Source organism: Mesotoga sp. UBA5825, assembly GCF_002432955.1.
Lineage (GTDB): Bacteria > Thermotogota > Thermotogae > Petrotogales > Kosmotogaceae > Mesotoga.
In genome coordinates this window covers 24,890-40,438 of sequence record NZ_DJHG01000022.1, presented here as the reverse complement: position 1 = coordinate 40,438, position 15,549 = coordinate 24,890, and the positions used below count along the sequence as shown (strand labels likewise).

Below are 15,549 nucleotides of genomic sequence, written 5' to 3'. Positions count from 1 at the left end.
TGCGTCTAGTGAATAGAGAAGAGCTAATAAACAGGATAGTTGAAGAAAAGGGAACGGAGGCGATTCCTGCTCTTCTTGACCTTCTGGTCAATGAAGACAGCGAAACTGCGCACATTTGCTTTGATGCGCTCTTGCAGATGGGAGAGGCAGTTGTTCCGCTTCTCATAGAGAAGATGCGAATAACGAATATCGACCCCGTCTCCAGGCTGTACCTTGCGGACCTCGCAGGTGAAATAGGTGACAGGAGAACCGTTACAAACCTTTATGAGATGCTGAAAGATTTCAGTGACGAGAGGTCTCAAGTCGTTATCTACGAGGCTCTTGCGCGCCTGGGTGAAGGAGAGAAGGTAGTGGGTCTTCTCTCTTTGATGCTTAGTGAGAACAATGACTCGGAACTCCGAGACCAAGTCATAATGGCTCTAAGCAGCACTAATTCCTCAATGGCTGTCAAGGCGCTTGCTGAGTTGTATGGGAGAGAGACGACCGACAAGTCTACGAAGGCCTTCATTCTTGAAGCAGTTCACTCAATTCTCTCAAGGAGGTATGAATTGAAGAACTATCTCCAAAGCCTTCACAATGGTAGGGAGATCACTGAAAGGCTTTATCAATGGCAAAAAGAGAACTGACAGACTGTTTTGATATCCTCTATTCTTTGGGGGCGGATGTAAGGCTTAATGAGCCTCTGAAGTGGCATACGACGATCAGGGTAGGAGGTCCTGCAAGAGTCTTTGTTCAGCCGTATTCCGTTGAGTCGCTTGCGGAAATCGTGAGCTTTCTGAAATCTGAGGCGATTGAATTCAGAATCATCGGAGGAGGTTCAAATATCATCTGTCCCGCCCGCTTTGAAGGAGTTGTAGTCTCGACCAAGAATCTGAACTTGATGAAGTCCGAAGGAGAGAGGGTCTTCGTTCAGGCCGGGACCAGTGTCAATACTCTAATCTGGCACTGTTTATCTGAGGGGTTGACTGGCCTTGAATTTCTCACTGGACTGCCCGGTTCTGTCGGGGGGGCGATTCTCATGAACGCGGGTGCCTTCGGTGGCGAACTCGGGAATCGCGTTGCCAGAGTGACTTATCTGGATGAAAGCAACAGGGCAAGAGAAATCGACGGGAAGGCCGCTGGTTTTTCTTACAGAAGCAGTATTTTCAGATCCAGCAACAAAATCATCCTCGGAGCCGAGTTCGCTCTTAGAAGAGGAGAGAAGCTTGAGATCAGTAGAAGGATGTCTGAGATCCTGGCGAAAAGGCTTGAGAAGCAGCCGCTTCAGTATCCCAGTGCAGGGAGCGTTTTTATGAGACCGAGGCCTGACTTCTATGTAGGTTCCTTCATCGAAAAGTTAGGTTTGAAGGGTTTTAGGGTCGGGGACGCTGAAGTATCGGAAAAGCACGCAGGGTTTATAGTCAATAAAGGAGACGCCAGCCAGGAAGACGTTTTGAGTTTAATTGAAGTGATCAAGCGAAAAGTAAGAGAGGCTGCAGGCGTCGATCTTGGAACAGAGATAGAAATCTGGAAGGAGGTTGGATAATGGTTGACGTAAAAATTGAGGAACCTGAAGATAATTTCACAGGCGGTGGAGGCCCTAAGAAGAGCTTTTTATGGTCCGGGCTTTTTGTGCTGCTGGTTATTGTCGCAATCGTTGCCGTGTATTTCTTGAGCGGGTTTTTCCTGGTTGGGCCCGATCAGGTCGGACTGATCAAGAGATTCGGAAAGTATACAAATACCGTCGGTCCAGGACTTGGATACCATCTGCCATTTCCGTTTGAGAGCGTAGTCGTTGTAGATACTTCGAATTTGAGAAAGCAGGAAATCGGTTTTAGAACCGTTAGAACAGGTACTTACCAGACCCTGGCAAATGAGTCTCTCATGCTCACCGGAGATGGAAACATCGTCTCCGTGGAAATGGTTATCCAGTATTATGTTGGGGATCCGGCAAAACTCGCCTTCAATATCGTGGATGATGGCGACATCGTGAAGTTCACAACAGAGTCGGTGCTTAGGGAGGAAGTTGCTTCCAGCACTATAGACTCAATTCTCACAACCGAGAGAGACACAATCTCAATTCGGACCGCAGAGAGAGTCCAGGCCGAACTTGAGAGGCTCGGTACAGGCATATTGGTGAAAAACGTGTTCCTGCAAGAGGTGGCGCCTCCAAAACAGGTTATCGCCGCATTCGACGATGTGAACAGTGCCAAGCAGGACAAAGAGAAACTCATATATGAGGCCGAGAAATACAAGAACGACCTCATTCCCAAGGCAGAAGGAGAGGCGGCTCAATTGACTAGAGTCGCGGAAGGCTACGCACAGGAGAGGATTCTCAATGCAGAAGGAGAAGCGGATAGATTCCTTGCGATTCTCCAGGAGTACGAAAAGGCTGCGGAGGTTACTCGAACCAGGATGTATCTGGAAACGCTTGCTAAAGTACTTGGAGAGGCCAGTAAGACCGTTGTTCTTGACCAGAGCAGCGTTCTTAAACTCCTTGATCTTGAAGGGAGCGAGAGATAATGAAGTACAAATTCATCATTCCGATTGCTATTGTGGTAATAGTTGCGGCAGTTATGCTGCCTAGCTTCTTCTTCATACTTGACGAGACTGAACAGGCCGTGGTCCTTCGATTTGGCGAAATACGCGAGTCAGTTACCGAGGCCGGTCTTTACACCAAGACTCCGTTCATCGACTCTGTAAGGAAGTTCGACAAGCGAATTCAGATCTACGATGTTGATGCTGAGAGGATCTACTCTAGGGATAAAAAGACGATTCTTACAGACACCTTCGCGCTATGGAGGATAGTAGATCCCAGGAGTTTCGTAGAGACAATGAAGTCAGAACAGATCGCACTCACACGGATAGACGACATTGTGTACTCTCACGTAAGAAATACTTTTGGGAAACTTGATTACGATGACATCATCTCCGGCCAAAGAACCGATGTTCTCGACGAGATAACCAAACTTGCCGCAAATGACATGAAGGACTTTGGGATCGAGATAATATCTGTACGTGTTAAGAGGGCCGACTTGCCCGACGAAAACAGAAATGCTGTCTTCGAAAGAATGAAGTCCGAGAGAATGCAGGAAGCTTCATTGATTAGAGCCGAAGGGAATAGAGAGGCTCAGAAGCTTAGGGCGGAGGCCGACAAAGAAGCGCAGATAATGATGGCGACTGCACAGAAGGAAGCAGATATCATAACTGGGATGGGAGACGCTCAAGCTCTCACCATTTATGCAGATGCATACAACAGAGATCCGGAATTCTACGAGTTCATGAAGAGGCTGGAAGTCTACGAAAAGACACTTGCCGATGCCAATTACATTCTCGGACCTGCTATGGATTTCATAGATAAGTTTTCAAGAGGAGAGTAATGGATTGTACGAAATCACTTCTCGAAACCGGAAGCAGTGAGATAAACATCAAGAAGTCAAAGTTCATCGGCTTCAGTAAGAGGTGTGAGAACGAGGATGAAGCAAAGTCACTAATAAAGGCTGTCTCGCAGGATCACGCAGGTGCCGACCACTGTTGCTGGGCGTATCGTATTTCGCTTCCAGGAAGGGAAGTGGCTAATTACTCCGACGGTGGAGAGCCTCACGGTTCTGCAGGGCAGCCAATACTTGGATCGATCTGTCGACTCGAGTTGACCGATGTTGCAGTGGCAGTCATAAGGTACTTCGGAGGAGTTAAGCTGGGAATACGAGGACTGATAGACGCCTATGGTGAAACGGCCCTGAAGGCCTTGAGGTCAGGAAAGCCAGCTCTGTTTTGCCCGGGAGTTGAGCTAGCTGCCGAGATGAGCTACAGTCAGTGGAACGACTTCAGCAGATTGTTCGTGGAAGGAAGAGACTTCTCCGTTCGAAATGTAGACTACTCTGATAGGGTTATTTCAACGCTTGCGGTCAGAAAAGAGAATATCGATAGGGTCGGCTACTTCTTCGAAGAGAGAAGGATTCTCTTCGAGATGGGAGAAGAGTTGAGTTTTGTGAGCCCGGTGGAATGATTCTACCGGGCGTATTCTGTCACATAATAATCCATAATCTTTCTTGAGATTTGTGAAGCCAGGCCCGATCCGTAGCCGCCTTCGTGAACGAACACCGTAACAACTATCTCCGGTTCATGAAGAGGCATGAAACCTGTAAACCAGGAGTGAGCCGGTTTCGAACCTCCTTGTTCCGCAGTACCGGTCTTTCCGGCGGCCGTCTCTTCAAAACCTCTGAATGCAGAGTATGCGGTTCCCGCATCGGCGGCACTTCCACCCTTGCTTATGACATTTCCCATTGCATTGATGAGAAGATCCCAATCGCTGTCTTTCAGATTGATTGCTTCTCTGCTACTCTCTTTCTTTGAACCGATAAAAGGAATGATCTCGATCCCTCTAGTCGCGATTTCGCCTGTTAACTTTGCCAGCTGCAGCGGAGTGATGCTGAGATAACCCTGGCCTATTGATATCTGAATCGTGTCGCCAGGAAACCAGCTTTCCTCAAGCCTCTCACGTTTCCAAGTGGGGGAGGGCATCAAGCCGACTGACTCCTCGGGAAGATCGATTCCGGTAGGTTTAAAGACCTCCCACAGTTCTGCGTATCTGTTGATCGTGTTGATTCCCAGTTCTAGACCGAGCTGATAGAAATAAACGTTGCAAGATACTGTTATAGCTTTGGCAAGATCGGTCTTTCCGTGGCCGTAAAGGTTCCAATCTCTGTATACTCCCTGAACCACGCCTCGACTGTCTTTGTACTGAAAAACCCCTCCGCAGTCGATCTCCTTTGTGCTGTCTTTCCCTTCTGCCAGAGCCACCATGGCAATGAACGGTTTGATCGCAGAGCCTGGTGAGAAGGGGCTCAAAGCTCTATTTACCAGAGGTCTCGAAGGATCGAGATTAAGACGGTCCCAATCCCTGTTTGAAATCCCCGTTGTGAAAAACATGCTTTCAAAGCTTGGCACTGAAACAAGAGCGAGAACCTCTCCGTCGGTCTTCATTACAGCAGCTGCGCCGGTCTTTCCGGTTTCGTTTATGAGGTTATAGATATATTCACTCATTTTAGAATCTATTGTGATCTTCAGATCATCTCCCGGCAAAGGGGGTATTTCGCCTTCGAGGCTAATCTGCCTTCCTAAAGCATCGACACGAATGAGCTGTTCACCGGGAGTTCCTCTGAGGAGTTCGTTGTATTGCTTCTCTATTCCCATAACCGGTTCCCCATCAGACTTGATGTAACCCACTACGTGAGAGATTCCAGGATTATCCTGGTAATGCCTTATGATCCTTTCCGAGACTTCCAACTCGGGAAAGTCATTCAGTCTCTCTGCGACCGAAGCTGGTAGGACTGTCTCAACGCTGCCAAAAACCTCGAGACGCCGAATCAGCTTTTCCATTTTCTCTCTGTTTTCTGAAGCGTCAACCATCATCCTCTTCAGATCTTCAGGAAGAAAGACGACTTTCTTCGTAATCCTGTAATAAGGTGCGTCCCAAGCAAGAGGGATTCCGTTGCGATCAATAATCATGCCTCTGGGAGGAAGGATTGAAATGGATCTACGGCTTATACTCTCTACCTGTTTCGCATACTTCTCTTGGTTGACTATCTGGTAATCGTAGAGCTTATATACAAACAGTCCCATCACTAGAAGGAAAAGCACGAAGAAGAGGTCAAACCTCTTGGCACTCTTAGTCTTCAATGCTCAACCTCCTCAGGATGCAGAATGTTGCCAGAAAAGGAACCAGGACACCAAAGCTCGTACCCGAAAAAAACACTCCAGCAAGACCAATAGCTGCCGATGTAAGCGCTCCGAAACTGAGCGTCCGATATCTCCCGTGAATCGCCAACGCCGATAATGTAACGATCAATGAGAGCACTATAACCATGCTGATTCCAGACAGAGCCATCCCCACTATCCATGAAATGACCAGCGCAACAGAGAGAACAAAAGCGATGTTTCTGGTTGGAAGGAAGACGAGCAATGTCAAATATGCAGGATATAGAGGTATGAGATCTCCAAATCCGAGATCAAAGTACAGAGCAGGGACTATCAGTAATAACCAGGTCATTCCTGCCACTCCAGATAGACGAAGTAATCACCAAAAACATTTGGAGTATTTACTAGATAGTCGCTTCCGTGGAGTCCGGCGATTTCGCCGATTAGATCAATCTTCATGGTCTTGTAGTACCCATAACCCTGAACCGTCGAAGCGATTCTTACTTGATCACCGCTCTCCAGATAATAGGGGTCGAAAGTAGAGAAGTACAGCTTACCTCCACTCGAGTAGACAGCTCCTTCAACTGTTCTGTTATCCCTCTGTACTACGGCGGAAATCCTCACACCAGGAGCCGTTAATGGTGAGACCATAACATATCCGTCATGCGAGCTCTTCACCACACCATAGATGGTCGAAGAAAAGACCGAAACAACAGGAACTCCCTGAGCCGCGCTTCTATCAGTAGTCATGATGGCGGTGTTGTTTCGCTCGAAGCTGAAGAATGCGACTCTCATTGGCAGAGGATATGGAAACCTGTTGCTGAAAGACTCAGCATACCTGTTCAGGTCTCTGATGACTCGATCGATACTCCTGAGTTGAAATACCGATCTGAAGAAGTTCTCTATGTCTACTCTGATATTTATCAGCGGCAGGGCAAGGGTTTCAAGCAAATCACTCATCTTTCTGTTCACTCCAGATACTTCTGAAAGTGTCAGAAGGATGAGAAAGATCATAAGAATCACTACTGCCGCCTCGGCGAACTTCACCTGCGAAGCTCCTCCTATCTAAGGTTGCCTTTTTCGAGTCGTTCAAGAATGGGGACTCTCTCAAGAACCTGACCGGCGCCTCTGGCTACACAGGTTAGGGGGTCTTCGGCAACAACAACCGTGATTCCAGTCTCACCCTGTATTAGTTCCTTCATGCCATTGAGGAGCGACCCTCCGCCCGCAATGACTATACCGCTCTGAACAATATCCGAGATGAGTTCTGGAGGCGTATTTTCAACAGTGAGTTTAACCGCCTCGACGATTCTCGCCACCGGTTCTACAATGGCTTCGCGTACTTCTGCGCCTGAAACGGAGATCTTTCTCGGCAATCCGGAATTGAGATCGAGACCTACGATTTCTGAATAAGAGCTATCGGCCTCTTCTGCCTCAACAACATTACCAACCTCCATCTTTATTCTCTCGGCAGTCTTTTCACCAATCAAGAGCCGGTATTTCTCCTTGATATACTGGACAATATAGTCATCCATCTCATCTCCGGCGACCCTTATAGACTGGCTCAAAACGATACTCCCAAGAGATATTACGGCGATTTCGGTTGTGCCGCCGCCGATATCGACAATCATATTTCCTGTCGGCTCTTCAACATTCAGCCCGGCGCCTATTGAACTTGCCATCGGCTCTTCAATGAGAAAGACCTTCTTGGCTCCCGCTTCAATACCGGCATCGACGATCGCCTTTCTTTCGACTTCGGTCGCACCCGAAGGAACTCCGACAACTATTCTGGGTTTGACGAAGCGCCGTCTGCCCGTTGCTCTGCCCATGAAATACTTCAACATTGCGAGAGCGATATCATAATCGGCAATAACTCCGTCTTTCAACGGGCGGGTCGCCACAATGCTTGCAGGTGTCTTTCCCACCATTCTCTTTGCCTCCAGGCCTACCTGAAGGATCTTGCCTGAATTCACGTCAATAGCAACAACCGAAGGTTCATTTGTTACCACACCCTGTCCCTTCACATAAACCAGGGTGTTGGCAGTTCCCAAATCAATACCCATGTCTTGCCTTAAGAACATTCGAAGGCCTCCTGTCGGGGAAAGTCTTTACTCTTAATTCTACCATCAGGATGCGGCCCAATGACGAAGAGTACAGAAATCAGGGAATTTCGTTCATTGAGCCCTTAGATAAGGCATTCCGCAAGTTTGACTATGCCTTAATCAAAGTGATAGAATCCATTTGGCCTAAGTAGAAAAGTAATTGTGACAAAAGCTTTGAAGTCTTTATAAGCTTTGAATAGTGTGAATTAATCATTGTAGTGTTCCAGACCGGTGAGATAATTGTGATGATAACGCGGAGGTGAAGGAATGGAAGATAGAGAGTTGAGGACTTTGAATCATCTAATGTTCATGGAATACTATACGGGAGGGAATGCAGGTCTTTTTATGAAAATGAAGCGACTTGTATATTCTTACCAGAGTCCCTTTCAGAGAATAGATGTCTTCGAACACCCTGAGTTTGGCATGGTCCTGGTTTTGGACGGGATAACAATGTTCACTGAAGCCGATGAATTCATGTACCATGAGATGCTGGTTCACGTACCTCTCTTCACGCATCCCGATCCGAGAAGAGTTTTGATCATTGGAGGCGGCGATGGGGGAAGTCTGAGGGAGGTTCTGAAGCATCCTTCCATTGAGGAGGCGATTCTCTGCGAGGTCGATCCCTATGTAATAGACGCGGCAAAACTCTATCTCAAGGAGATGTCGGTCGAACTTGACAATCCCAAGGCATCAATAATAAACGAAAACGGAGCCGACTTCGTGAGAAGGAACGAGGACTACTTCGACGTAATAATAGTTGATTCAACCGATCCCACGGCAGGCGAGGGTGGCCATCTTTTCACAAAGGAATTCTACGCTAATTGTTACAAAGCCCTTAGAAAGGATGGAGTCTTCTGTGCAGAGACCGAGGATCCTTTCTACGACAAGGGATGGGTGGCGATAGCCTACAACAGAATCTCTTCAGTCTTCCCGATTTCGAAGATGTACACGAGTTTCATGACCACTTATCCTTCAGGAATGTGGACATATACTATTGGATCTAAGGAAGCGGATCCGAGAGAAGATTTCGATGAAGAGAGAGTGCTTGATTTCGGAGCACCTTTGAGATACTACAATACGGAGATTCACAGGGCTTCGTTTGCTCTTCCGACGTTTCTTAAAGAGTTGACCGGTCAATTTTAAGTGTTAACTCGTTAAGGCCTTGGTGATAGACTAAACCAGATTATTCATAGACGAGATGGCTCGTCCAGCTTTTTTGCTGGATATGTTTTCATTCTTTTCTGTTCAATTCAACTTGCTTAACCTACGCCGTGATAGAATCATCCTTGACCGGCAGGAGGGAGTTCTAATGTATAACAGAGATCGTATAAGAAACATATCGATTATTGCTCATATCGACCACGGCAAAACGACACTTGTCGATAGACTTCTCGACATAACCGATATAGTGGACAGAAGACATAAGCAGGATCAATTCATGGATTCGATGGACATAGAAAGGGAGAGAGGCATAACTATTAAGTCGAAGCCGGTTAAGCTCAACTATAAGGCTGATGACGGAATTACTTATGAGATAAATATCATCGACACGCCGGGTCATGTCGACTTCAACTACGAAGTCTCGAGAAGCCTTGCGGCTTGCGAGGGAGCAATTCTTCTGGTAGATGCTTCTCAGGGAGTTGAGGCCCAGACCGTGGGGAATACGTACCTGGCTATCGAGAATGATCTGGAACTCATACCGGTTTTGAACAAAATCGATATCCCTAACGCAAATATTGAAGAGACGCTGGCAGAGATAATCGACCTCATCGGCTATTCTTCGGACGATTGCCTTCAGGCAAGCGCGAAGACAGGTCAGGGAGTGAGGGAGATACTGGAAGCGGTAGTCAGCAGAGTCAAGCCTCCTTCCGGAAAGCTTGAAGCCCCATTGAAAGCTCTAATCTTTGATGCCATTTACGATAAGTATAGAGGAGTAGTAGTTCATGTCAGAGTTTTCGATGGAAGCGTCAAGGCCGGAGACAAGATAATGATGATGTCTTCGGGAGAGACCTTCGAAGTTGTAGAAGTCGGATACTTTCTGCCTCAAATGGAAAAGACAGACTCTCTAGATGCCGGCGAAGTAGGCTACATCATTGCCGTCATAAAGGACGTTTCGAGTGCGAAAATCGGCGATACGATAACCTCGGCCAGCAACCCCACCGCGGAAGCGATGCCGGGGTACAAAGAGGCGAAGCCGATGGTCTACGCCGGAATGTTCCCCGGGATGCCGGAGTACTACGATGAACTGAGAAAGGCGCTGGACAAATTCAAATTAAACGATGCAGCACTCGTCTTCGAGCCAGAAAACTCTCCGGCACTTGGTTTTGGATTTAGGGTTGGCTTTCTTGGACTGCTTCACATGGATGTAGTGAGGGAGAGGCTTGAAAGAGAGTTCGACATCACCTGCATTCTGACCGCTCCAAACGTTGTCTATAGAGTTACGATGCAGAACGGGGATGTTGAGGAGATAACGAATCCCGCAAGTTTCCCCGAGCCGGGAGAGTTTCTGAAGGTTGAAGAACCGTTCGTAGATCTTTCTATTATCACCCCCTCCGAGTATATGGGGAACCTCATCGGTTTCATAACTTCAGAGAAAAGAGGGGAGTTCAATGCGGTGGAGAACGCCGGAAAGAACCGTGTCGTTCTGAGATTCGAAGCCCCGCTCTCTGAAATCATGTTTGATTTCTTTGACAGGATGAAGGCTATTTCTAGGGGATATGCATCGATGGATTACGAGATCCTCGGCTATAGAGAATCTGATCTGGTGAAAGTGACAATCCTGGTCAACAGAGAAACCGTTGACTCACTATCGTTCATCGTCCATGTCGATAAGGAGTATCCAATTGCAAAGAAGGTTGTCGACAAGCTGAGCGAATTAATACCTCAGCACCAGTTTCAGATTCCCATACAGGCGAAATCAAGAGGTAGGATAATCGCGAGGAGTGACATAAAGGCCTTACGAAAAGACGTGCTGGCGAAGTGTTATGGAGGGGACCTGACGAGGAAGATGAAGCTCCTTGAGAAGCAGAAAGAGGGGAAAAAGCGGATGAGAGAGATTGGGCAGGTATCGATTCCGCAAAACGCTTTCCTCGCTATTCTAAGGATTGGCGAAGAAGAGCGATGAGGTGAACCGAATGATAAAGCTTGGAGCACACATGTCCACATCGAAGGGCTTTGACAGAGTCCCAAAAGAAACTGTTTCGATAGGCGGCAACGCCTTCCAGATATTTCCTCACAGTCCCAGAATGTGGAGAGCATCGCTTCCAAAAGAGGAGATGTCGAATAGCTTTAAAGATGAAATGAAAAGGGAATCGCTGGATCCCTTTGATTCTATGGTACATTCGGGTTATCTGATCAACATCGCCTCTCCTAACGAGGAAGTTTGGGGAAAATCCGTTACTTTGCTTTCCCTTGAGATGAAAATAACCGCTTCCCTCGGTCTGAAGTATTTGAACTTCCATCCCGGGAGCCACCTTGGAGATGGTCTCGAGGAGGGAATTGCGAGGATTCTGAAAGGTATAGAGATTGTACTAGGCGAGAACCGGGAAAATGATGTCATGCTGCTGCTCGAGAACGTTGCTGCGAAAGGAAATCACATAGGCAGCAGCTTTGAGGAACTCAAGTCAATTATTGACGGAGCCGTACAACCAGAGAGAATCGGAATAACGTATGATACTTGTCACGGGTTCGATTCGGGTTTCGAGATAAGAAACAAGGAAGGTACCTCGAGACTAATCGACAAGATTGATTCTACGGTGGGCTACGAAAAACTGAAGATGATACATCTTAACGATAGCAAGTTTCCTCTAGGTGCCGGCAAAGACAGACACGAGATGATCGGTAAAGGCCATATCGGAAAAGACGATGGTTTCAGAGAATTTCTTTCCAATGAGAGAATTCAGGAAAAACCTTGGCTTCTGGAGACGCCTGGGGACGATGAGGATCACGCTTCTGAAATTGAGTATATTAAGAGACTACTCGGATAGTGGAGGACTGTAATCGATGAAGAAGAAGTTCGTTGTGGTTACCGGAGGTGTAATAAGCGGAATTGGCAAGGGGATACTCTCTGCCTCCATCGCGCGTGTAATGAAGGAATGTGGGGTAGAGGTTAACACCCTCAAGATCGATCCCTATCTAAATCTTGACGCCGGAACGATGAATCCTAATCAGCATGGTGAAGTCTTCGTCACAGAAGACGGATACGAGGCAGATCTCGATCTTGGACACTACGAGAGATTTCTCGGAAAGAACATGAGAAGAGAAAATAATATGACCGCGGGCCAGGTATTCAAGACAATAATCGATAAAGAGAGAGAGGGAGACTTTCTCGGGGCGACCGTACAGATGGTTCCTCACGTTACAGACGAAATAAAGTCACGAATCAAGAGTGTTCCCGGTGAACTCATAATGATAGAAATCGGTGGTACCGTCGGTGACATTGAAGGTGAGATCTTCCTTGAAGCCGTTCGCGAACTATGGGTCGAAGAAGGTCCTGAGAACTTCCTCTTTATTCATGTAACATATGTTCCTTACCTCAGAGTGACCAACGAATTCAAGACCAAGCCTACTCAACAGTCTGTCCAGCTTCTCAGAAGAATTGGCATTCAACCTCAGATGATCGCTGTCAGGTCCGAAAAGCCTATTGAGGAGAATGAGCTTGCCAAGATCGCTCTCTTCGGTGGAGTTGATCGACAGATGGTCTACAATCTGCCCGACTCCGAAAACGTCTATGATGTTCCTCTTATAGTCTACTCGTACGGGATTCATAGAAAGATTGCCGCCTGGCTCAGTATAGAAATTGAGGAAAGGTTCGATTGGAATTACCCCAGATCATTCCTTCCAGCAAGAATCGCGCTGATCGGAAAATACCTTGGCACCGATGATGCTTACAAGAGCATTTCGGAAAGCATCGCGCTTTGTGGAGTAAGCAAACCCGAAGTTATCGACTCGCAGTGTTTTGAGGACATGACGGAAGAGCAAATAAAATCTGAGCTCAGGAAGTACGACGGGATAATCATCCCCGGCGGTTTCGGAAAGAGGGGAATAGAAGGGAAGATCTCAGTAATAAAGGCCGCCAGAGAAGAAGATACTCCAATTCTTGGAATATGTCTTGGGATGCAGCTTATGGTTATCGAGTTTGCAAGGAACGTCGCCGGATATGAGGGAGCCAATTCTACGGAGTTCGATCCGTCGACCCCTTATCCCGTAATTGACATTATGGAAGAACAAAAGGAAATCATGAAACTCGGCGGAACCATGAGACTTGGTGCCCAAGAGACTCCTATTGAGCAAAACACCGTCCTTTTTGAAGCTTATAACGAACCGTTAGTCTATGAAAGGCACAGGCATAGATACGAAGTCAACCTTGATCGCTTCCCCGAGCTCTTCAGAATGCCCGGAGAAATCGATGTAAAGAAACTCTCAATATCCTCAAAAGCGACTTTCGTGGAGGCAGTCGAGCTTCCCGAAAAGAGTTTTTTTGTCGGAATTCAGTATCATCCCGAGTTCAGATCGAAAGTGGGCAAGCCTAATCCGGTGTTCGAACTCTTCGTCAAGCGAGTCATAGAGAAGCGAAGGAATCAATAGTGATCTTCTGCGGTGGAAGAAAGCTCGATCTCTCCAGCCCCGTTATTATGGGGGTACTCAATGTGACTCCGGATTCTTTCTTCCCGGGCAGCAGGTACCAAGGCGGAGTTACTGCCGTAGAAGCCGCGATAAGGATGCTAGATTGGGGAGCTTCGATAATCGATATAGGTGGAGAGTCTTCAAGGCCGGGCGCGGAGAAGGTAAGTATCGGCGAAGAGATTTCCAGAGTAGTCCCGGTCATAAGGCAGCTGCGCAACAGGAGGCCGGATGCCGTTATTTCTGTTGATACTTACAACAGCGAAACTGCCCGACTCGCACTTTCTGAAGGAGCGGACATAGTAAATGATATTACGGGGCTTAGTTCAGAGGAGATGATCCACGTCATCTCGGAGAACAATGCGGCAGTAATAATTATGCATATGAGAGGAGACCCTGCTACTATGAGCGCGATGACCGATTACCGCGATGTGGTCGGAGAGGTTTCGGCATGGCTGGTTGAAAGAGCAGACCGCGCAATTAGAGCGGGGATAAGTAGAGAGAGGATAATCCTCGATCCGGGGATAGGTTTTGCCAAGAATGCGGAGCAGAGCATCGAGATACTGAGAAACATCTCTAAGTTCAAGCAACTGGGGTTCCCTCTTCTTGTAGGGCATTCAAGAAAAAGTTTCATCTCCAAGATTACGGGAACACAGGTAGAAGAAAGATTGGAAGAGACGCTTTCAATCTCAACTTACCTGTATCTGAAAGGGGTCGAGATAATTCGCATCCATGATGTTCAGGAGCACGGTCGAATCTTTGGTATACTTAAGATACTAAACCCATGCATAGCAAATGGGAGGGAATGATTTGCCTTACGCTAAGCGTTCAAAGAAGTATTGGAAGGAGACTTGGCAAGCGTATCTTTTTCTATTGCCTTCGATAGTGATCTTGAGTGTGTTTGTCTTTTGGCCGATCGGCTTCTCTCTTGTTCTGAGTTTCTTCAAATGGGATTATACTTCAACTACCCGGTACTTCATAGGTCTTGACAACTATAAGGAGCTTTTCAGACTTACATATCCCGTTCAGTTGAGTTTTGTCAACTCGCTGATAAACACGGCAGTATACGTCGTTGTTGTTCTTGTGGTGATTCAGATTCTCTATCATCTGTTCGGGCTAATGAGCAAATACGACAAAACAAAGAAAGGCCACTCGCTTTTGTACGGATTGTTCGCTGCTGCGCTAATCGGCTATATCCTGCTGCGCAACTTATCGAGTGATCTTTCCGCTGCAGGACTGTTCGCTGGACTTGGATTGATGGGTTTGGGGCTCTTTGTGCTTCTCCGAAGGAGAGGAAGCATTCAGAGCATTAAGATGAGGTCCAGCCAGTGGTCTACGATGATTCTCTTCGCTGCCCTATATTACGTATTGGCCTTTGTAGTATTGAAGCAAAGCGCGGACTTTGTTCAGTACTTCACTCTTGCAAAAGAGAGCTCGGACTTTCTGAAATCTATCTACAACACCGTCTATTACGTCTTGCTTGCCGTGCCTACTCAGATAGGTCTTGCTCTGATCATAGCGATGCTTCTCAACAAAAACATCAAGCTTCGTTCTCTGTTCAGGACTGCCTACTTCATACCCTTTGTCACGTCAGTAGTAGCCGTGTCTCTGGTATGGCAGTGGATGTTCAATGACCAGTTCGGGTTACTGAACTATGTTCTCTCGATCTTCAATCTGCCGAGGATCGCCTGGCTTAAGGAAGAAGTGTGGACCATTCCGACTATCGCCATAGTCTCGGTTTGGCAGCACGTTGGCTACACCACTGTAATCTTCCTTGCCGGTCTTCAGAATATAGATAGATCGTATTATGAGGCTGCAGATGTCGATGGAGCAAGCGGCATGCAGAAGTTCAAATTCATCACGTGGCCGCTTCTTTCGGGTACGACGTTCTTCATTATGATAATAACGATGATAGGTGCATTCAAGGTCTTCTCGCAGATTTTCATACTATACCAGGGACTGCCCGGACCTGTCAACAAGAGTGGGTTGACACTTGTCTACTATGTATTTGATGCCTTCTACAATCAGCAGAGAATGGGAGTCGCAAGCGCAGCTGCCTACATACTATTCGTGATAATCCTGATTCTTACTATGGTACAGATGTACGTAGGCAAGAAGCGCGTTCACTATGAGGGTTGAGGTGCGC

At 47.2% G+C, this 15,549-nt stretch carries 15 protein-coding genes; 11 read left to right on the top strand and 4 right to left on the bottom strand.

What is annotated here, in order from left to right:
* Nucleotides 1–8 precede the first annotated feature (8 nt).
* From B3N33_RS01700 to B3N33_RS01680, 5 genes are read left to right on the top strand one after another with little or no spacing between them, the layout of a single operon-like run.
* Nucleotides 9–626, top strand: coding sequence for a HEAT repeat domain-containing protein (locus B3N33_RS01700; protein ID WP_102819358.1), 618 nt, complete (start codon nt 9–11; stop codon nt 624–626).
* Nucleotides 608–1,525 carry a UDP-N-acetylmuramate dehydrogenase gene (gene murB / locus B3N33_RS01695; RefSeq protein ID WP_103134017.1) on the top strand — a complete coding sequence of 306 codons (918 nt, stop codon included), beginning with the start codon at nt 608–610 and terminating at the stop codon, nt 1,523–1,525. The genes B3N33_RS01700 and murB overlap by 19 nt, the downstream gene beginning before the upstream one ends.
* Complete coding sequence (hflK, locus tag B3N33_RS01690) at nt 1,525–2,502, top strand: FtsH protease activity modulator HflK (protein WP_099828533.1); 978 nt, start codon at nt 1,525–1,527, stop codon at nt 2,500–2,502. Before murB ends, hflK begins: the two co-directional genes overlap by 1 nt.
* Nucleotides 2,502–3,359 (top strand): protease modulator HflC, encoded by an 858-nt coding sequence (gene hflC, locus B3N33_RS01685; protein ID WP_292591977.1) that lies wholly within the window; start codon nt 2,502–2,504, stop codon nt 3,357–3,359. Before hflK ends, hflC begins: the two co-directional genes overlap by 1 nt.
* Nucleotides 3,359–3,988, top strand: a complete 630-nt coding sequence (locus B3N33_RS01680) for an IMPACT family protein (protein ID WP_102819362.1) — start codon at nt 3,359–3,361, stop codon at nt 3,986–3,988. The genes hflC and B3N33_RS01680 overlap by 1 nt, the downstream gene beginning before the upstream one ends.
* A 2-nt stretch (nt 3,989–3,990) precedes the next feature.
* On the opposite strand, the gene B3N33_RS01675 is transcribed toward B3N33_RS01680, so the two are convergent.
* The 4 genes from B3N33_RS01675 to B3N33_RS01660 are packed head-to-tail and all read right to left on the bottom strand — an operon-like array spanning nt 3,991 to nt 7,760.
* Nucleotides 3,991–5,661, bottom strand: coding sequence for a penicillin-binding transpeptidase domain-containing protein (locus B3N33_RS01675; RefSeq protein WP_292591975.1), 1,671 nt, complete (start codon nt 5,659–5,661; stop codon nt 3,991–3,993).
* Nucleotides 5,651–6,031 (bottom strand): hypothetical protein, encoded by a 381-nt coding sequence (locus B3N33_RS01670; protein WP_102819363.1) that lies wholly within the window; start codon nt 6,029–6,031, stop codon nt 5,651–5,653. Before B3N33_RS01670 ends, B3N33_RS01675 begins: the two co-directional genes overlap by 11 nt.
* A complete protein-coding gene (locus tag B3N33_RS01665; protein ID WP_292591974.1) occupies nt 6,028–6,726 on the bottom strand; it encodes a hypothetical protein in 699 nt (232 codons plus the stop codon). Before B3N33_RS01665 ends, B3N33_RS01670 begins: the two co-directional genes overlap by 4 nt.
* A 14-nt stretch (nt 6,727–6,740) precedes the next feature.
* The gene (locus tag B3N33_RS01660) at nt 6,741–7,760 is read right to left on the bottom strand and encodes a rod shape-determining protein (protein WP_103134023.1); all 1,020 of its coding nucleotides are present in this window, start codon (nt 7,758–7,760) and stop codon (nt 6,741–6,743) included.
* A gap of 288 nt (nt 7,761–8,048) precedes the next feature.
* On the opposite strand from B3N33_RS01660, the gene speE reads away from it, so the two are divergent.
* The 6 genes from speE (at nt 8,049) to B3N33_RS01630 (ending at nt 15,542) form a co-directional block, all read left to right on the top strand.
* Nucleotides 8,049–8,924, top strand: coding sequence for a polyamine aminopropyltransferase (speE, locus tag B3N33_RS01655; protein WP_292591972.1), 876 nt, complete (start codon nt 8,049–8,051; stop codon nt 8,922–8,924).
* A gap of 166 nt (nt 8,925–9,090) precedes the next feature.
* Complete coding sequence (gene lepA / locus B3N33_RS01650) at nt 9,091–10,905, top strand: translation elongation factor 4 (RefSeq protein WP_102819367.1); 1,815 nt, start codon at nt 9,091–9,093, stop codon at nt 10,903–10,905.
* A gap of 10 nt (nt 10,906–10,915) precedes the next feature.
* A complete protein-coding gene (locus B3N33_RS01645; RefSeq protein WP_292591969.1) occupies nt 10,916–11,767 on the top strand; it encodes a deoxyribonuclease IV in 852 nt (283 codons plus the stop codon).
* Nucleotides 11,768–11,783: 16 nt separating this feature from the next.
* Nucleotides 11,784–13,367, top strand: coding sequence for a CTP synthase (locus B3N33_RS01640; RefSeq protein WP_292591967.1), 1,584 nt, complete (start codon nt 11,784–11,786; stop codon nt 13,365–13,367).
* Nucleotides 13,367–14,212 carry a dihydropteroate synthase gene (folP, locus tag B3N33_RS01635; RefSeq protein WP_292589381.1) on the top strand — a complete coding sequence of 282 codons (846 nt, stop codon included), beginning with the start codon at nt 13,367–13,369 and terminating at the stop codon, nt 14,210–14,212. The genes B3N33_RS01640 and folP overlap by 1 nt, the downstream gene beginning before the upstream one ends.
* A gap of 1 nt (nt 14,213) precedes the next feature.
* Nucleotides 14,214–15,542, top strand: a complete 1,329-nt coding sequence (locus tag B3N33_RS01630; RefSeq protein WP_292591965.1) for a carbohydrate ABC transporter permease — start codon at nt 14,214–14,216, stop codon at nt 15,540–15,542.
* Nucleotides 15,543–15,549 lie beyond the last annotated feature (7 nt).